Genomic DNA, 17,253 nt, shown 5'->3' with positions numbered 1-17,253 from the left:
GTCATCGCCGTGCTCAACCTGCGGGGGACGCCGGCGTCGGGACAGTCGTTGGTCTCGCGGGCGATCGGGCTCCCGGCGGTGACGCTCGCCTCGGCCTATTCCCTGGACAATGAACTCCTCGCGTGGGGGGACGGCTCTCAATGAAAGCGGAGACCAAGTCAGCGGCGATCCTCGTCGCCACGCTGGCGCTCGGCGTCGTGCTTGGCATGGTGACCCAGGGGCTGCTCATGCGGCAGCTTGGCGCGCGGGCGGGGGGGCTGCGGCGCCCCGGCGGTTTCGTCTCGCATCTGGAGGAGGTCATCGAGCCGACCGCGGCACAACGCGACACCGTGCATGCCCTGCTCGAGCGCACCGCGGCACGAAACCAGACGGTCATCGACGGGGCGCGAGGCGAACTGCGTGCGCTGCTCGACAGCTTGCAGCTGCAGCTGTCGCCGATTCTCGACGAGGGGCAGCGCGACCGACTGGCGCGGATGAGCAGGCTCCCGGATCCCTTCAGGCCGCCACCGCGGGATGGGCGTCCGCCGCGCGAGGGGCCGCCGCCGGATGGCGGGCCCCCCCCGCGCCCTTGAGCCGTCCGGTCCCTACCTGTCGACCATTCCGCGTCAGGCTGGCGCGACCGGGATGGTGAGTGCCGTGGCGTTGTCGCGCACGCGTTGATCGAGGCTGAGCATCGTGAGCTGCGGCCACGCCTCGCGCGCGAGCAAGGCGCTGGCGAGGTGCAAGGCGTCGAGCGCCCGGATCGGTTCGACGGGATACGGCGCCGACGCCAGCCGCGAGACACGATCCCCCACGGCCAGGTGCTCCCATTGCGCCGACGCGTCACGGAAGTCGCGAAAGAGGGCGGTGCGCTGCTCGAGCGAGAGCACGCCTAACGCGCGCGCGCGATGCAGCACGCGCGCGCACTCGATGGCCGTGAGTTGCGACGTCACCACGTGCTCGGCGGACTCCAGCAGCGTGCGCACGGCCTGCGCACGCGGCTCCCCCAGCAACCAGGCGAGGACGGCGCTGGAATCGGCGTAGACGACCATGCCTAACGCTCGCCCCGCACCCAGTCGAGCAGCTCGGACGCGACCCCCTCAGGGAGGGTGATGTCGCTCCGGCGATACGGGGCGCGAGGCGCCTCCGCGGCGCGCAGTTCGCCTGACGCGAGCATGGCGCGCCGAGCCGAGTCTTCGGGGGTCAGCGCCGCGGCCTCCGAGCCGGGGGGACGCAGCTCCGCCACGACGCGCCCGCGATCGGTGACGAGATAGAGCTCCCCGCGCTGCACGTCACGCAACGTCTGGCTCAGGTGGGCCTTGAGGTCACGAATGCCGATGGTGCGCATAGAATGTGGTTACAAGTGACTACATTGTAAGCGATCTTGAGTTGTGGCGCAAGAGGATCGCGACGCACCCCGACACACGGAGAGCCCGCATGTCTCTCAGGAACCGGACCTCGGCCAGGGTGGCGCGGCAGTAGGCCCAGGCAGAGCGGGTCTCGGCCACGCATCCCCCGATCGAGACGGAAGCTCCGCTGCTCGCGCTGTCGGACCGTCCGCACGGCGTGCACGTTTGACTGGATCGTGCACCAGACCGAGTCGACGGACGTTCACCCGATGGTCCAGCAACGCCATGCTCTTCCGCAGCCGAAGTGACGTTAGGCAGGTCCCGGGGCCGGCGGCGCTGTTCGTGACGGCCGGCGTCCTGCACTTTGTCATTCCCGGCTTCTTCGAACGCATCGTCCCTCCGTGGCTCCCCGACTGGCTCCCCGGGCCGTCGGCGCTGGTCGCCGTCAGCGGAGTCGCTGAAGTGGCGGGAGGCCTTGGCCTGCTGCTGCCCGCCACGCGGCGGGCTGCGGCCTGGGGGCTGCTCGCGCTGCTCGTTGCCGTCTTCCCGGCGAACGTCTTCATGCTGATCGACGCACGAGCCCACGGCGTTTCGGCGATGTACGAGGCGGGGCTCTGGATCCGGCTCCCGTTGCAGCCGCTGCTCATGTGGTGGGTGTGGGCGAGCGCGGGGCGACGGGTGCGGCGGGCCGGGGAGCCGCAGGAGCGGGCGCGGGGGCGTTAGGCCGGGGAAGGGCGGGCGCTCTTCCTCCTCGTTCGTCGCGACTCTGCCGCCTCTCTCGTCAATCCCGGACATCCCCAACGGCCCCCAGCGCTGGCACGCATCGCGCGTTCCTCCATATTCGTCCGCGCCACTTCCCACAGCCCAGCCGTCCATGCGCCTCCGCCTCGTCTCGCGTCTCAGCGTCTCGCTCCTCGCCTCGCTCCTCGCCGCGAACACCGCGCGCGCGCAGTCGTTCGGACTCGAGCACTACGCCAAGGTCGCCCGCGTCAGCGACGTGCAGGTGTCCCCGCTAGGCGACCGCGCCGTCATCGTGCTCGCCTGGCCCAACTACGACGCGAACGCCTGGGAGTCGGAGATCGTGCAGGTCGATCTCACGACCCGCGCACGCGTCACCCTCACCCAGCGCAAGACCGCCAGCACGCCACGCTGGTCGCCGACGGGCGATCGGCTCGCCTTCATGGCAGCGGTCGACGGTCGGACGCAGCTCTTCGTCCTCCCAGCGAGCGGTGGCGAGGCGCGACAGGTGACGCGCTCGCCCACTGGCATCGTCGGCTACGCCTGGAAGCCCGACGGCTCCGCCTTTGCCTATCGGGCGTTCGAGGAGCCGGCCAAGCGCGAGAAGTTCGATGACGCCTTCGAGGTCAACGCCAACGACTACCTGACGCTTGCCGCTCCCCGCCAGGTGCACCTCTGGGTGGTGGGCGCCGAGGGCGGGGAGGCCAGGCCGCTGGCGCGCGGGAGTTGGTCGATTCCGACGCTCTTCGCGACCACCGCCTGGTCGCCCGACGGCACGTCGATCCTGTTCACCAAGCAGAATGTTGCCGGCACCCGGGAGTGGGAGAATCGCGAACTCGCCCGCCTCGAGGTCGCGGCCGGGCCCACGGCGCTCCCCACCCCCATCGCGGGGATCGAAGGGCGCCGCTGCGGCGCCGGCTGGATCTCCCCCGACGGACGTCACCTGGCCCTCACCTGTCCGGTCGACGGACATGTGAAGAACCAGACAGAGCTGGTCCTGCTGCCGTCGGCCGGTGGCACGCCGCGCCGCCTGACGAGCAGCATCGACCGCAACTTCAGCTACGCGATCTGGCGCCCCGACTCGAAGGGCGTGGTGGCTGGCGTAGCCGATGGTACGGCGAGCGCGCTGTGGGAGATTCCCGTCGAGGGTGCGCCCATCAGGCGCGACGTGGGGCGGATCGGGGTCGCCGACGTGTCGCTGACGCCTGATGGGACCATCATCTTCATCGGAAGCGAGGCCAATCGTCCGTCCGAGCTCTACGCGCTGCGCCCCGGCAGCAGCACGCCGGAGCGCCTCACCAACTTCCACGACGCCATCGCCGCCCTGACGTTAGGCAAGGTGGAGGCGTTCCGCTGGACGAGTGACGACGGCCTCCCGCTCGACGGCATCCTGACGCTCCCCCCCAACTTCGACGCGGCGCGCAAGTACCCGCTCCTCCTCAACATCCACGGCGGTCCCTGGGGTTCGTCGCGCGAGACGTTCTCCACGCGCTCGCAGCTCCTGGCGTCGAAGGGCTTCCTCGTCTTCGAGCCGAACTACCGTGGGAGTGACAACCACGGCAATGCGCTCTACTCGGCCGTCTACCGCGATCACGGCGCCGGACCGGGACGCGACATCATGGCCGGGCTGGCGATCCTGAAGAAGCGCGCCTACGTCGACACCACACGCATTGGCGTCAGCGGCTGGTCGTACGGCGGCTACATGACTACATGGCTCATCGGGCACTACGACGGGTGGCGGGCCGCCATGGCCGGTGCAGCCGTCATCGACCTGGTGGACGACTACAACCTCAACGACCTGTCGCTCTTCATCCGCGCCTACGGCGAGACGCTCACCTTCCCGAAGGACCTGGCGCTCATGAAGGAGCAGTCGCCGGGCACGTACGTGGACCGAATGAAGACGCCGCTCCTCCTCCTCTCCAACACCGGCGACGTCCGCGTCCCCGTCACCCAGTCATACAAACTCTATAATGCGCTCAAGGAACGGGGGCGCGACGTGCGCATGAAGCTCTGGCCCGTGGCGGGTCACTTTCCTGGCGACCCGTGGCGCGCCCGCGACATCGACCGCGAGTGGGCCGCGTATTTCGAGGAGCGGCTGCGGTAGGCGTCGCGGCCGACCATGTCCGTCCATGGCCGACCGCGACGGTCGCGTCTCGCTTCAGGTGCTGATCGGGCTCATCGTGCGCTGGCCCTGATCGGAACGATCACGGAGCGGTTCAGGACACGGCCGGCGGCGTCCTTCATGGCGGTCAGCTTCACCTGATACGTCACACCGACCTTCGGGAAGACGTGCTCGCGTGTGAAGAGTGTGCTTGGCGCGTAGCCCACGTCGGCGAGACTGCTGCCGTCGCCCCACGCGATGCCGTAGGTCATGGTCTGCGCGTAGGGCCAACAGGGACGCATGCGACCCTTGAAGCTGTACGACGTCCCACTCGCCCCGGCGACGTAGAACATGGGATCCATCGCGGTCGAGCCGATGAGGTCGTAGAAGCCGACGAAGTAGTCGTCACGGACCCGCCAGCTCCAGTTCCCGACCTTCACACCGACGAATGCGGCGCTCGCCACCAGGTTGAGCCCGAGGCGAGCGTCGAGCGTCCTGGCCTGCACCTGCTCCGGCGTGCCGTCGTTGTTCGCGTCACCGCATGTGTTGCCGGAGTAGGACCAGACATCGTTCTTCAGCGTCGTGCGAAGGCCGACCTGCCCGGACACCACGCCCAGGTAGAGTGCGAGCTTGACGCTCCCCTGGACCCACGGCGAGATCGTCGCGCGCGCGTCGAACGTTGGCAGCCGGTTGTTGGTCCAGCGCGTTGTCGTCGCGGTGTTCCTGGTAGTGCTGCACTTGCCAGACACACAGGTCATGTCGAAGTCGCCGTGGGCCTCCGCGGTGGCCTTCCCATCGAACTTGACCTTCGCGTTCCCATCGATGCCAACGTCGATCGGGATCTCGACCGTCACCAAGACGGGGAAAACGCTGATGAAGACCACCCCGGCGTAGATCTGGGGGCTAATGATGGTAAGAGACGTCCTCCATTCCTTCTGGAACGCGCCCTTGATGTCAGCACTGCCGCTGACGTTCACCCCGCCGCTCAGTCGCAGGCTCTTCACGGTGGCGGCGATGGGGACGCACAGCGGCCACACACCCGTATGGAAGATGTTGAACGTTGCACTCGCCGAGACCGTGGGGCTTGCCGAGCCCGCGAATGCCGCTGCGCCCACGAACGAACCGGGCACGGAATACTGCGTATAGCTGACGTTCTTGCGAGTCGTGAAGGTCTCGGACCACTTGCTGGTGCCGATCTCGCACTCCGGCCACCGCGCGGTCGCGGGTGCCGCCTTGAGTTGCTGCGCGGCGGCCATGCTGACGATGATTGGACCGCGCTGCTCGGACGCGGGGAGCCTGGCGAACGACGACTTCACCTCGCTCTTGGCGAGCGCGGAGATCGGTGCCTCCTCGAGCGCCGCGAGCGAGTCCGCCACCAGGATGTCCTCATTGACCATCCTCGTGATGCCATTGGCTGCCGGCGCCGCGCCGGACAGGTGAAGGACCCGCCAACCGGTCCCCGACGCGACGACCTGCTGCGTCGCCTGGTCGGCGCCTATCGCCGCGGCCGGCGTCGAGGCGTCAGGCGCGGACGCGGCATCGCGTACCGGCGCCGTGGGCTCCCCGACGCAGCCCGCGAGCGTCGCGAGTGCCAGGGAGGTGATGACGGTGCTGGAGAATCGGGACATCGTTTTCATGTGTGCCCTCCTCTCGATAGGCGAGCCGCACGGCCGCTCGCCTCGTAGCAGGGACAACCCGGGCGCCGGTGTGCGCCCCGCCACCTCCGCGCTCGGTGGCGTCTACATTCGATCTGTGGGACTCATGGTCGGCGGCCAGCGCTCGCACGTCGCCTTCACGACGCGCGTCGGCGCACTCGCCGACCGGACGCACCACGGACACGCTTCCTCCCGAAGCGGAACAACGGGCAGGCGGGACCGATCGCCGGTCGGCTGCCGATACACGGTTGCTTGAGCGACGGAGACCTGCGGGCTCGGACCGGTCACCGTGGCGGCGTCATGCACGCAGCACGGGAGAAACCCGGTGAGGAGGCGGCCGAGTGAGCTCAGGCGGTCAGCATACAAACACTGGGGTGCAGGCATCGCATCTCCACGCCTGCAGGCGACCGGACGATGGCGACCTGCGCGGCGCCTGACAATCGGCATTCTCCTGAGAAGTCCCACGCGGTTTGGAACTGGTGCGATGCGCGGACACGCGGGCGCTCCGGATGAGATGTGGCCCGTTCGTCAGGCGCCTGCACCTGTCACAGCCTCCGCGTCATGATCACGCGCCCGCCTTCACGACCAGGAACGCGCAACGCTTCCTCGAGACGCAAGGCCTCGCGTTGCTCGGATCGGGGGGCGAATCTGGGGTCAGCGCACGGCGCTGACCCCAGCGCTGCCCCGCTCCGTGACGCCACCCCATCCCCAACCATCCTCCAATAGCATCCCCATCCCCCCGCACTCGACCTATCCTTCCAGCACCTCCTCACGCCGTCCAGCCCGGCAATCCCCGGCATCCTTCACCGGTATTCCCCGCACCGCTGCCCCCCTCGCTCGTCATGCCCCCGCGCCGCGCGCCGCTGCCTAACGCCGTCCGTCCCTCCGGCCCCAGGCCATGATCACCGTCATCGAGACGCTCGTGATCGTGGCCATCCTGGCGCTGACGGCACGCCGTTGCGCGTACCTGCTCGCCGCGCTCCGCCCCCCGCGTCCCCTTCCTCCCGCGACTGACCTCCCTTCGGTCACCGTCCTCGTCCCTGCCCGCAACGAATCCCCGGTCGCTGGCCGCGTCCTCGACGCCCTCGCGCGCCTCGAGTATCCCGCCGACCGTCTCTCCTTCGTCCTCGTCGCCGACGGCTGCACCGACAACACCCCGGCGCTCTTCCACGCGTGGGCGGCAGCGCGCAGCGACACTCAGGTCGTCGTGCAGCCGACGGCGCACGGCAAGGCGGCGGCCCTCAACGCCGGGTTGTTGGTCGCGAACGCGGACATCGTCGCGGTGGTCGATGCCGACTTGCAGCCGCTCCCCGACTTCGTGCGCGAGCTCGTGCGCCCCTTCGCCGACGACGCGGTCGGCGGCGCTGCGGCGTATTTGGCTCCGGTCAACCACGATGAGAACATCGTGACGCGCTACGCGGCGGTGACCACCTGGGTACACCAGCTGGTGACGTCCGCGGGGACCGACCGCCTGGGACTCAACCCGCCGACGCTCGGTGCCTCGGCGTATCGCCGCACCGCACTCGACGCGATCGGCGGCTTTCCGCTCGTCCCGGTCGGCGTGGACGTGGCCACCAGTGCCCGCATCTCGCGGCGGCACTGGCGCATTCGCTTCGTTCGCTCGGCGGTGGCAGGCAACACGCTGGTCGCGAACCTGCGCCAGTACTGGCGGCAGCACGTCCGCTGGTCGCGCGGCGCCTTTCAGATTCGCCACCGGTCGGGGCCCACGGCCACCACACCACCTGAGGCGTTGGCGTCACGCACGCCTTCGACGCTGTCTGCGCCATCACTCGCGCATCGCCTCGAAGCGGCTTTTGCCTCGCTCGGCTACGCCGACCGCCTCGTCTTCGCCCTCGCCGCCGCCGGCGCCGCGTTAGGCATCGTCCCGCTGTGGGCGCCGCTCCTCTATCTCTCGATTCCCGGGCTCGGGATCCTCGCCGCGCTCTACAAGGCGGGGGTCCTGGGGAGCGCACCGCGCTATCTCGCGGCGACGATCGCCTTCTTCGCCGTCGACCTCGGCGCGTCGGTGGTCGGGGTCGCCTCGCAGGTGGCGCAGCTGCCGGCCCGCTGGCATCACCCTCGTCAGGCAGCGTCGCCATGACGGCGCACCTCGCCTGCGTGGTGATGTCCTATCGCGATGAGCCCTTCATCGCCGACGCGGTGCGGTCGGTGCTGCAGCAGGAGCTGCCGGTGGAGGTGATCGTGGTCAACTCGGGCGGGGGCGACCCGGCAGCGCGCCTTCGCGCGGCGGCGCTCGACGTCCCGGTGCACAGTGTGAGCCATCGCCTCTATCCGGGGGCGGCGCGCAACGTCGGCATCGGCCTGACGAGCGCGCCCTACGTCGCCTTCCTCGCCGCCGATTGCCTCGCCGCCCCGGGGTGGGCGGTGGCCCGCCTCCGCGAGCACCACGCCGGCGCTGCTGCGGTCGCCAGCGCGATGACCAATGCCTACACGGAGTCTGCCGCCGCCTGGGCGGCGCTCCTCCTCCTGCACAACCGCCGGCTCGGCGTCACGCACCCCAGCCAGCGCCTCTTCTACTCCCTCTCCTACGACCGGCGCCTCTTCGAACGGCTTGGCCTCTTCCGCGAAGACCTGCGCGCCGGCGAGGACTCCGAGTTCAATGCGCGCATCCCAGCAGACGATCGTTTGGTGTTCGCCGCCGATGCTCTCACGGCGCACCGCTATCCGGTGACCGCGGGCGCGATGCTTCGCGACCTCTTTCGGCGCGGGCGGCTGCACGCGGCCACGCAGGGATCGATCGAGAACCGCGGGCCACAACGCGCGCGCGTCATGCTGCGCGCTCCGTGGAACGTGGGACGTTCAGTGATCCTCGCCGCGCGGAGCGCCCCGCCCGAACGCGCGCACCTCTTCCGCGCGCTCCCCTTCGTCGTCGCAGGGAGCGTCGCCTATGCTGCTGGCGCCCTCACGACGTCCGGCACGGCGGTGAGAGATTGATCAACTCCGAGAGCAGTCTTCGCCCCCTCGTGCACGACCGCGACGGCACGCGGATCAGCCTCCTGGCAGATCCGGCGCTGAGCGACGCCGACGCGGCGCAGGTCTTCGACTGCCTACTCGGCCGGAAGCCGCGCCGACACATCCTGGACGGCGACCGCTCGCTCATCATTCCGGCGCTCGGCTCGTCGTTCCACGGCGGGATCAAGATCAAGGGCGCCGGCTATCAGGGCGGCCCGGTGCGCATGGGGCGACAACACGACAAACCCTATCCGCTCCCCCGCTACGACGCCGAAGGGGCGGCAACGCTGGACGCCGCCAAGGACCACGGACGGGCGTTCGCCGGCGCGATGTCGTACCAGCAAGCGAGGCACGAGTTCATCGTCTCGCGCTACCTGCACCAGCAAGGCGTGCGGGTCTTTCCGGCGGTCGGCTATGGATCGCTGGTCCGTGACGGTGCCAGCAGCTGGTTCTGCCTGCTCGACTGGCCATTCGGCGAGGTGCGGGACTGGTGGATGCACACGCGGGAGCGTTCCTCCGTCGAACGCATCGCCCAGGCATTCGGCGATACGCAGCAGGAGCTGGCGCGTCGGCAGGTCTACATGCTGCTCAGCGGGATGGTGCAGCTGGGCGACGAGCTGCTGCGCAAGGACTTCCACACGGCCCACATCACCGGGCCTAACGACTCCTTCCTCACTCGCCTCTCCTACTACCTGTTCGACACCAACTTCCTGCTGGCGCAGTTCGTCCACGACCGGCACATGCCGGACATCGCCGATCACCGGACGCTGGCGAAGTCGGTCTACCTCCGGGCGCTCACGGGACAGGAGCACAGTCTCGCCAAGATCGATCGCTTCAAGAGCCTGCTGGTTGAGCTCAAGTACGCGGACTGGCGGATGGAGCAGCGCATCGACCGGCTCGCCGCCGATCCGGTCGGTCGAACGTTGCTCGAGCGCTTTCTCGCCGAGAGCGGGGAACAGCAGCTGTTCGGGGAACTGCGCGCCGTCAGCGACGAGCCGCCGCCGCCCGTCGCGTCGCCTCCAGCGCAGCGGTCACGACACTGGCTCGACTGGTTACGCCGCAAGCGATAGCCGCCGCCGCGAGACGTTCAGTCGGTGAAACCGCGCCCCCGCGGCAACGTGCGCAGCTGCAACCCGTTCGTGTCGGTCAGGTACGTGTACCCGATCCGCTGCCACCGGTTGTCGGGATCGGCCTTCTCATACCGCGCCCGGCGCGCCGCGCGATCGTCGGCGTGGAGCATCGCCAGGTGATAGATCGTGAGGTCGGCCTTGGGAAAGCGCCCGTTGCGTAGCCCCTGCATCGGCGCCTTGTGTGCGTGCAGCTCGCGGGGGTCGAACTCGTGGTCGGCCCTAAGGCGAAAGAAGCGCGCGACCATCTTGCGCCCCCAGATCCCGTCGACGCGGTACTGCTCGGGACTATCCCACATGTCGCGCAGGCGCAGCGCGTAGGCCGAGTGGCCAAGCAGCTTCCCGCGCGCGATCACGCGCTCGGCCCGCGCGCGGAACTCCTCCTCCAACCGCTCGTCGGCATCCACGCACACCACCCAGTCGGCGGCGTGACGGAGCGCAGCGGCAATCAGCGCCCGGTGATTGCCCACTTCGTCCCACGCCGCGCGATCCACCGGGTTTCGCAACAGCTCGAGCACGGCACCGTGTCCCGCCAGCAGCTCGGCAGAGCCGTCGGTCGAGCCATCGTCCAGCGCGACGATCCCGTCAACCTGCGGGGCGACATTGCGCAGGAAGCCGGGGAGGTAACGCATTCCGTTGCGCACGGCGAGCAAGGCCAGTAGCCGGTTGCGCCGCGCGCCGGTCCATGGCGGTCCCCACGAAGGAATCATGTCGACAGGACGATCATGTGGACGGGACCATCATCCGGTCGTCCCCAGCTCGTACAACTCCTCCATGCGCAGGTGCTGCACCGACGCCCAATCGGCCTGTGCAGACACTCGCCCATCATTCAGCACCACCACGCGGTCGCAGACGGAAATCGTGCGATGATGGTGGCTGATGAGCAGTGTGGTCGAGCGCCCCGAGCGCGCCTTGATGGTCTCGAGGATTGCCGTCTCCGAGACGCCATCGACCGCATTGGTCGCCTCGTCGAGCACCAGGATCTCCGGCTCGCAGAGAATCGCCCGTGCCAGCGCGATGCGCTGCCGCTGTCCCGCCGACAGGCGAGTGGCCCCGGCACCGATCAACGTCGCATAGCCCTGCGGCAGGGCGGCGATGAAATCATGCGCCTCCGCCAGTCGGGCCGCGCGCTCGACATCGGGCTGCGAGGCGTTAGGCAGTGCGTAGGCGATGTTCTCGAACACCGTCGCGTTCACCAACTCGAGGTCCTGGCTGGCGACGGCAATGCGTCCGCGCCAGGTGGCGGGATCTATCTCACCTAGGGCGATGTCGTCGACACGAATCACGCCATCACTCGGCTCCACGAGCCGCGTGAGGAGTTGCACGATGGTCGTCTTCCCTGCGCCGGAGCGCCCGATGAACCCCGTCGCCTGCAAGGCAGGAACGACGAAGCTCGCCTCGCGCAGCACGTCGGCGGTGCGCGCCACGGTGTCGTAGGAGAAGGTCACCCGGTCGAAGGTGATCGCGCGCGTGAGGGGAGCGCGCGTCACGCTCCCCGTCGGCGCCGTCGCCTTGCCGTCGGTGTCCAGCAACCGGGCCACCGATTCCAGCGCACCGCTCCACCCCCACAACTGTCCCCAGCTCCCCTGGAGGTTGCGCACGTACGGCTGCAGGCGATGGAGCAGCACCATGAAGGTGGCGACCAGCGGAAAGCTGAACCCCAGGCGCCACGCCGACACGATGATGACGAGGAAGACCCCCGCAAAGAGGATCTCGCTCAACGGCGCCAGCAAGCCGGAGCGCACGTGCAATCGCAGCACGCCAGCGCGCACGGTGTCGGACGCGGTGTCGAAGCGCGACTGCTCGCGCGACTCCTGGTTGAAGAGGCGGATGAGTTGCGCCGCATGGATGATGTCGAGCATGCGGGCCGACAGCTTGCCACTTTCGGCGCTCACCAGGCGGCTGGGCGCACGCAGCCGTTTGGCCAGCACACCATGCACCAGCAGCATGAAGACCAGGGCCACGGTGATGATCAGTGCCAGCTTCCACGAGAGCGCGAGCAGGAAGCCGTAGAGGATCAACGCCGCACAGGCGTTCACGAGCACGTTGAGCGTCGCGTTCACCGCATCGGCCGCGCGCCACGACTCGTTGGAGAGCACGTTCATGAGCGCGCCCGGCTCCTGGTCGCGCATGAACGGATAGTCGGCGGTGAGCAGCCGCTGGGCGAGTGCGGTGCGGATGCGATGGCCGGCCTGGCCGCAGACGTAGGCCGAAAGCGCGGCGTTGGCGGCGGCGAGGAGGTTCTTGAGGAGGATGAGGGCGAACATCACGAGCGCGATGGTGCCGATGCGCGCCGACGGCTCCATCTCCCCCGCGAAGCTCCGCAGCCACGTGGCCACCCCCGATCCGCCGATGTCGCCCGACCCGGTCACCACCGCCAGCAGCGGGATCACGAGCCCGATGCCGAGCCCCTCGAGGGCCGCGGCGGTGAGGCCGAGGACTACGATCACGGGGACGAGCACCAGCTGCCGCTCGGAGAGCCGCCAGATGGGGAGGAGCCGGTGCCGCACGAAGTCCAGCATGGCTGACGATGATCCGATTACGGCGTGGAGCGCTGCAGCCGGCGGACGATGGCGTCACGCAGCGCTCGCGCCCGGTGTGCCCACGTGTGCTCGGCGTGGGCGAGCCTCGCCGCGGCCGCTCCCATCGCCTGTAGCGTCGCCGGGGCGTTGATCGCGGCCCGCAGCTTGTCGACGAGTTCGGCGTGTGAACGAAACGTGAGGCAGGTGTCGCCGTCGCGAAAGCCAAGCGCCGCCAGGTCGTCCATGGCGTCGGCGATGGGACAGCAGCCGGCCCCCGCCGCCTCGAAGAACTTGGCCATCGGCTCCAACCCCGGGTGCATCGGCACGTCGCGGGCAAGCGAGCCCTCCGGCGAGCGTTGCAACGAGCGCTCGCGCGAGCGTTGCATGCCAAGCACGAGCGCCGCGCGCTGCTCCGGGGGGACCTCGAGCTCGGAGGAGATCGCCAGGCATCCCAGGAACTGGTTGAGCCGAGCCCCCAGCTGCACGTACGAGGTGGTGTCGAGGCGTGTGAGCGGAATCGCTTCGTCTCGCAGCGCACGTTCGGCGACCTGTCGGCAGGCGTAGGCGCTGCCATAGGTCGCGATCCCGGAGCGCCTCCCGGATCGCGTGGGAAAGCGCGCCGGCTCAAACCCCTTGGGGACCCAGTCGGCCGCGATGCCGTCAGCTGCCAGCCGTTCCTGCACCGTGCGCCCAGACGTCACCACCGAGTCGAAGCGATGCCGATGAAAGACGGGGGGCCACGCACCGCCCAGCGTCGCGTCGAAGATGTCGCTGTAGTTCTGGATGATGTCGTGATCCATCAGCACGCGGAGACCGGTGAAGTCTCCCCATGCCAGGGTCGGCGCGGCACGCAGTCGCTTGAACGCGACGAAGACGATGACGGCGTCGTAGTCGGTGAGTGCGACCGGTCTATCGCTCGACGCCAGCGCCCCCGCCTCGAGCGCGTTCACATCGGCGGCGACGACGTCAAACTCGGGGAGCTCGGCGACGCGATCGACGAAGTCCTGCTCGAAGCGTGGGTACGTGTAGGGGTGATGGAGGAGCAGGGCCCGCATGGCGTCGAACTACGTGCAGGAGAGCGGCACCAGCGCACGCCTCACTTCTTCCCCCGCACATAGTCCTGCGTCGCGCCCAGCATCGTCCCCTTGAGCTTCGCGATCTGTCCCTTCGCGTCGCGCACCGCCACGAACTGCGCTGACATCGTCCCCGCCGAGAAGAGCGTATCGCGCGAGGCGGCGGCGAGCGTGTCGACCATCGTCTGCCCGCTGTAGGTGAACGAGATCGAGACCCCTGGCCGTCGGCCGCAACCTCAGCGACAGCCCGGTCCCCGTCCATTCGCCGGCGTACTCCGCCTTTGCGGCCGGCGACAGGGCGACCGTCGGGCGTCCGAACTCACCATACAGGAACCGCAACGCGCGACTGATGGCCCCCCCCACCACCGACCCGTGGCTCTCGTCGGGGTAGACCTGCGACCCGACACGCAGCTCGGGGAAGTTGCGCTTGAGCTCCACCGCCATGCGCTGCATCGGCGGGACCATCACGGCGCTCTCCTTGGCGCCCACGGTGAGGTAGGCACGCCCGTGCGGCTGTGTGGCGCCCGCCTTGACCTTCGGGACCCACGAGAAGGAGAGCTGGTTGTCCCACCAGAGCGACGGCGAGCCGATCCAGTAGCGTGAGAAGAACCCCGGCTCGTGCAGCAGGGCGTAGGTCGCGAACAGGCCACCTAACGAGTGCCCTCCGAGCCCGCGCCGCGTCGGGTCGGCGCGATACTTCGCCTCCATCATCGGCACCAGCTCGTCCTTGAGGAAGGCGAGGAAGGCCGCGCTCCCGCCGCCCCCGGGCATGCCGGCGGCGTTGGTCGGGGTGTAGTCGCGCGTGCGGTTGACGATGTATGCCGGCGTGTACCCGCGCCCATCCGTCTCCGGATACCCCACCCCCACGACGATCACCGGCGCCATCTCCCCGCTGATCCCCAGCATCGTCACCGTCTCGTGCACGGTGTTGAACGCCAGGTTCGCGTCGGTGACGACGAAGACCGGTGGTCGCACACTCATGGTGTCGAGCCCCGGCGGGAGCGAGACGTCGACGCGGTACTCGACGCCATTGCTGCGCGCCTTGAGCGTGAACCGGTCGGTCCCCGAGACGGAAACGGGGGTCTGGGCGGGAAGGGCGGAGGCCAGTCCCACGAAGAGGACGGCGGCGACAAGTGGACGAGAGCGCATGGGGAGGGCGGGGAGGTGAGACGGCGAAGCTACCGCGACGGTGGGGGATCCGCCACGCGCCTCGTCCGCCAGCTCACCGCTCCCACGCCACCGCATCGAGCCACCACTCACCCGTGGTGCTTCGATATACGGGGCGCGACGCGTCGGCCGCTGCCAACCAGAGCACGTGCCCGTGCGTCACGAGGGCCAGCGACGTGCCGTCGGGCGACCAGCGCGCGCTGTTCGCCGGGAGCAGGTAGTGATCCGTGAACGGTCGTGACGAGGCCCCCAATGTGTGCACCGACACGGCGCCGCACAGCGTCACGACCGACGCGCCGTCGGGAGACCAGTCGGGGTTGAAGCCGCACGAAGTCAGCCGGGTCCGCACTCCCGCGGTGAGCAGGCAGACGCTGCCGTCACCGTAGGGGGAATACGGAAGCTCCATCTCGCAGGCGTACAGCAGTCGGTTGTCGAAGCTGAGCCGTGCATGCCATGCGGGTTCGGTGATGGCCGGCGGAGGAAGGAGCGTAGCTTGACGGGCGGCCACGCGCCGGAGCCCTCCCACCCGCGTCGAGAAGAGGATCGTCCCGTCGGGGGCCCAGTTCGGGGTGTACGCCCCCTCCGGTGCCACGTAACGCCACGCCGGTGCCCCAACGCGCGACAGCAACACGAACGCCTGGCCGCTGCTGGAGTACAGCAGGTCGTTGCCATCGGGAGACCAATCGAGCCCTGCGTTCATCAGCCGAAGGCTCGACTCCGCATCGCCGGGGATTTCGCCGGCGAGCAGCACCTGGTCGGGCGTGCCGGCCAGGCTCCACGACTCGAGGCGCGCCGTGCCAGCGTCCTGGTGCCGCAGGGCGACCGTTAGGCGTCGAGCGAGCGGCTGGACGGTGATCACACCGCGAGCGATGAGGCGATCGTTCAGGCGGACCCGGAACGTGGTGCTGCCGTTCCGACGCCCGGCCACGGACCAGACGCCCGGGATCGCTCCGTGTGCGGGGGAGGCGACGGTCGAATCGTCGGTCTCGACCGTGACCGAGGCCGCGGGCTCGACGAGATTCCGCAGGCCGTCGGTGCAGACCGCCACGGGCGCACTCCATCCCGCCGGGACGCTGAGCGTGTCGACGACGACATCCAGCGTTGTCGCCGCCAACGGATCCAAGCTAGGCGCTCGGCAGCCGGCCCGACCCAGCGTGACGCGCGACGAGACGCGAACCACGGCAGACCGTGACACCAGTCCCACCGACGCCAGGATGACCGTCTCTCCCGACCGGAGGGCGGTGACGACACCACTGGACGAGATGGTGGCGATCTCTGGTGACGACGACTTCCAGGTGGCGAGGGCGGGAGAGGTCACGACCCCGGTTGGCGATTTCGTCGTGGCGACGAACCGTACGGTGTCTCCGATGTCCACCACCGCTGAATCGGGGGCGACCTCCACGAGACTCACGCTCGGCAGAATCCCCGGCGCGCCGGCGTCGCCGCACGCCGCCAGCGACAACGGCAGCCCGGCGAGCAGCAGGACCTGTGCGATGCGCGAGCGACGGGTACGCGGAGAGGGTCGCATGGAGGAGGGGGGCGGGGAGGCGGAGGAGGAGCGGTTGGTGTGCGGTCGCGATCTCACCGCGCCAAGGTACGGGCGAGCTGTCTGGAGACTGTCTGGCGCGGCGTCCGCGTGCACGAGCCGAGGCTCGTCGCCGCGACTGGCCCACGCGCCCGGTTGGCGGTAGCGTACAGCGACCCCACTCTCTCCCCAATGCTCATCGCCCTCCTTCTGCCGGTCCTCCTGCAACCCAGGGTCGCTGCCCCCAAGCCGGCCTGGACGGGCGACTTCACCATCACCATGAAGGGGAGCGGCACCATCGACCAGCGCACCTCGACGGGGGTGAACCAGCAGGTCACGTGGAAGGTGGATCGCGTGGCCCGCGGGCGCATCGTGCTCGACCGCTCGTTCAAGGGGGGCGGGATCGCCGGGACGCCTAACACGCGCGACACGCTGCGCTACGAGACCTGGATTGCCGACAGCAAGCAACCGATCGAGATGCAGGTGAGCGATAGCGGGACCTACTTCGGCCCGATCGTCACGCCGAAGAACATCACGCTCGATGTGGCGCGTTACAGCTGTCCCGCGAAGGAGGCGAAAGACCCCAAGGGGCAGGTGCGCTCGTCGATCCTGCAGTTCGACTTCGAGCAGGGGACCTACGCCTGGGAAGCGCCACGCTTCTTCTCCCGCTGCGACGTCAGCTACCTGCGCACCCCCAAGCGGGGGCCAGCGGAGTGGATGGCCAAGGCGCCGTTCGACCTCGAGTCTGGGCCGGTGGAGCTGGAGTTCGAGATGGTGCACAAGATGAACCCGCTCGACGAGTGGCGCGTGATGAAGGGGACGTTTGCCAAGGGGGGGACGGAGGTGGTCCTCAGTCGCTCGTTCGTCTTCGAGTGGATGCACCCGATTGCCGGGCGCAAGGCGCCGGTAAACGTCGACTTGCAACTCGTGCTTCGCCGCAGCAACTGAGCACGCCGAACCATTGCGGCTCCGTACGGCGCGGGTAGTTTGGCCAAGGATCGACAGGTGACCTGCTCGTGATGCGATCCCCCCCTCTGCCCAACG

15 protein-coding genes are annotated in these 17,253 nt (G+C 69.1%); 7 read left to right on the top strand and 8 right to left on the bottom strand.

Features of this window, described 5'->3' with window-relative positions:
- The first annotated feature begins 140 nt into the window (after positions 1-140).
- Positions 141-572, top strand: coding sequence for a hypothetical protein (locus IPN47_21530; protein MBK9410580.1), 432 nt, complete (start codon positions 141-143; stop codon positions 570-572).
- Between the two features lie 33 nt (positions 573-605).
- Here IPN47_21530 and IPN47_21525 read toward each other — a convergent pair whose 3' ends face one another.
- Together IPN47_21525 and IPN47_21520 are read right to left on the bottom strand one after the other, a co-directional pair.
- The gene (locus IPN47_21525; protein MBK9410579.1) at positions 606-1,031 is read right to left on the bottom strand and encodes a type II toxin-antitoxin system VapC family toxin; all 426 of its coding nucleotides are present in this window, start codon (positions 1,029-1,031) and stop codon (positions 606-608) included.
- Between the two features lie 2 nt (positions 1,032-1,033).
- A complete protein-coding gene (locus IPN47_21520) occupies positions 1,034-1,327 on the bottom strand; it encodes a type II toxin-antitoxin system prevent-host-death family antitoxin (protein ID MBK9410578.1) in 294 nt (97 codons plus the stop codon).
- A gap of 286 nt (positions 1,328-1,613) precedes the next feature.
- On the opposite strand from IPN47_21520, the gene IPN47_21515 reads away from it, so the two are divergent.
- Together IPN47_21515 and IPN47_21510 are read left to right on the top strand one after the other, a co-directional pair.
- Positions 1,614-2,051 carry a hypothetical protein gene (locus IPN47_21515; protein ID MBK9410577.1) on the top strand — a complete coding sequence of 146 codons (438 nt, stop codon included), beginning with the start codon at positions 1,614-1,616 and terminating at the stop codon, positions 2,049-2,051.
- Positions 2,052-2,202: 151 nt separating this feature from the next.
- Positions 2,203-4,170: a S9 family peptidase gene (locus IPN47_21510; GenBank protein ID MBK9410576.1), complete on the top strand. Its 1,968-nt coding sequence runs from the start codon at positions 2,203-2,205 to the stop codon at positions 4,168-4,170.
- A gap of 71 nt (positions 4,171-4,241) precedes the next feature.
- On the opposite strand, the gene IPN47_21505 is transcribed toward IPN47_21510, so the two are convergent.
- A complete protein-coding gene (locus IPN47_21505) occupies positions 4,242-5,804 on the bottom strand; it encodes a hypothetical protein (protein ID MBK9410575.1) in 1,563 nt (520 codons plus the stop codon).
- 916 nt (positions 5,805-6,720) lie between these two features.
- Here IPN47_21505 and IPN47_21500 point away from each other — a divergent pair.
- From IPN47_21500 to IPN47_21490, 3 genes are read left to right on the top strand one after another with little or no spacing between them, the layout of a single operon-like run.
- A complete protein-coding gene (locus IPN47_21500; GenBank protein MBK9410574.1) occupies positions 6,721-7,923 on the top strand; it encodes a glycosyltransferase family 2 protein in 1,203 nt (400 codons plus the stop codon).
- A complete protein-coding gene (locus tag IPN47_21495; GenBank protein ID MBK9410573.1) occupies positions 7,920-8,777 on the top strand; it encodes a glycosyltransferase family 2 protein in 858 nt (285 codons plus the stop codon). Before IPN47_21500 ends, IPN47_21495 begins: the two co-directional genes overlap by 4 nt.
- 29 nt (positions 8,778-8,806) lie before the next feature.
- Complete coding sequence (locus tag IPN47_21490) at positions 8,807-9,865, top strand: hypothetical protein (protein MBK9410572.1); 1,059 nt, start codon at positions 8,807-8,809, stop codon at positions 9,863-9,865.
- Between the two features lie 17 nt (positions 9,866-9,882).
- Here the strand turns inward: IPN47_21490 and IPN47_21485 are convergent, their stop codons facing one another.
- From IPN47_21485 to IPN47_21465, 5 genes are all read right to left on the bottom strand, one after another.
- Positions 9,883-10,632 (bottom strand): glycosyltransferase family 2 protein, encoded by a 750-nt coding sequence (locus IPN47_21485; protein MBK9410571.1) that lies wholly within the window; start codon positions 10,630-10,632, stop codon positions 9,883-9,885.
- Between the two features lie 30 nt (positions 10,633-10,662).
- Complete coding sequence (locus tag IPN47_21480) at positions 10,663-12,444, bottom strand: ABC transporter ATP-binding protein (GenBank protein MBK9410570.1); 1,782 nt, start codon at positions 12,442-12,444, stop codon at positions 10,663-10,665.
- Between the two features lie 17 nt (positions 12,445-12,461).
- Positions 12,462-13,499, bottom strand: a complete 1,038-nt coding sequence (locus tag IPN47_21475; protein ID MBK9410569.1) for a glycosyltransferase family 1 protein — start codon at positions 13,497-13,499, stop codon at positions 12,462-12,464.
- A 9-nt stretch (positions 13,500-13,508) separates the two neighbouring features.
- On the bottom strand, positions 13,509-14,666 hold the full coding sequence (locus IPN47_21470) for an alpha/beta hydrolase (protein ID MBK9410568.1): 1,158 nt from the start codon (positions 14,664-14,666) through the stop codon (positions 13,509-13,511).
- Between the two features lie 73 nt (positions 14,667-14,739).
- Positions 14,740-16,212 (bottom strand): Ig-like domain-containing protein, encoded by a 1,473-nt coding sequence (locus IPN47_21465; protein ID MBK9410567.1) that lies wholly within the window; start codon positions 16,210-16,212, stop codon positions 14,740-14,742.
- Between the two features lie 189 nt (positions 16,213-16,401).
- Between IPN47_21465 and IPN47_21460 the strand changes: the two genes are divergently transcribed.
- On the top strand, positions 16,402-17,157 hold the full coding sequence (locus IPN47_21460) for a hypothetical protein (protein MBK9410566.1): 756 nt from the start codon (positions 16,402-16,404) through the stop codon (positions 17,155-17,157).
- Positions 17,158-17,253: the final 96 nt, after the last annotated feature.

Source organism: Gemmatimonadota bacterium (assembly GCA_016719105.1).
In the GTDB taxonomy this organism is placed as follows: domain Bacteria; phylum Gemmatimonadota; class Gemmatimonadetes; order Gemmatimonadales; family Gemmatimonadaceae; genus SCN-70-22.
The sequence above is the reverse complement of the archived record's forward strand: the minus strand, read 5'-3'. Positions and strand labels throughout refer to the sequence as shown.

Excerpts from the sequence above, each read along its gene's own strand:
- IPN47_21470 (MBK9410568.1), bottom strand. The coding sequence starts at position 14,666 with ATGCGCTCTCGTCCACTTGTCGCCGCCGTCCTCTTCGTGGGACTGGCC.
- IPN47_21460 (MBK9410566.1), top strand. The coding sequence starts at position 16,402 with ATGCTCATCGCCCTCCTTCTGCCGGTCCTCCTGCAACCCAGGGTCGCT.
- IPN47_21525 (MBK9410579.1), bottom strand. The coding sequence starts at position 1,031 with ATGGTCGTCTACGCCGATTCCAGCGCCGTCCTCGCCTGGTTGCTGGGG.
- IPN47_21530 (MBK9410580.1), top strand. The coding sequence starts at position 141 with ATGAAAGCGGAGACCAAGTCAGCGGCGATCCTCGTCGCCACGCTGGCG.
- IPN47_21485 (MBK9410571.1), bottom strand. The coding sequence starts at position 10,632 with ATGATTCCTTCGTGGGGACCGCCATGGACCGGCGCGCGGCGCAACCGG.
- IPN47_21475 (MBK9410569.1), bottom strand. The coding sequence starts at position 13,499 with ATGCGGGCCCTGCTCCTCCATCACCCCTACACGTACCCACGCTTCGAG.
- IPN47_21515 (MBK9410577.1), top strand. The coding sequence starts at position 1,614 with ATGCTCTTCCGCAGCCGAAGTGACGTTAGGCAGGTCCCGGGGCCGGCG.
- IPN47_21465 (MBK9410567.1), bottom strand. The coding sequence starts at position 16,212 with ATGCGACCCTCTCCGCGTACCCGTCGCTCGCGCATCGCACAGGTCCTG.
- IPN47_21520 (MBK9410578.1), bottom strand. The coding sequence starts at position 1,327 with ATGCGCACCATCGGCATTCGTGACCTCAAGGCCCACCTGAGCCAGACG.
- IPN47_21505 (MBK9410575.1), bottom strand. The coding sequence starts at position 5,804 with ATGAAAACGATGTCCCGATTCTCCAGCACCGTCATCACCTCCCTGGCA.
- IPN47_21510 (MBK9410576.1), top strand. The coding sequence starts at position 2,203 with ATGCGCCTCCGCCTCGTCTCGCGTCTCAGCGTCTCGCTCCTCGCCTCG.
- IPN47_21495 (MBK9410573.1), top strand. The coding sequence starts at position 7,920 with ATGACGGCGCACCTCGCCTGCGTGGTGATGTCCTATCGCGATGAGCCC.
- IPN47_21500 (MBK9410574.1), top strand. The coding sequence starts at position 6,721 with ATGATCACCGTCATCGAGACGCTCGTGATCGTGGCCATCCTGGCGCTG.
- IPN47_21480 (MBK9410570.1), bottom strand. The coding sequence starts at position 12,444 with ATGCTGGACTTCGTGCGGCACCGGCTCCTCCCCATCTGGCGGCTCTCC.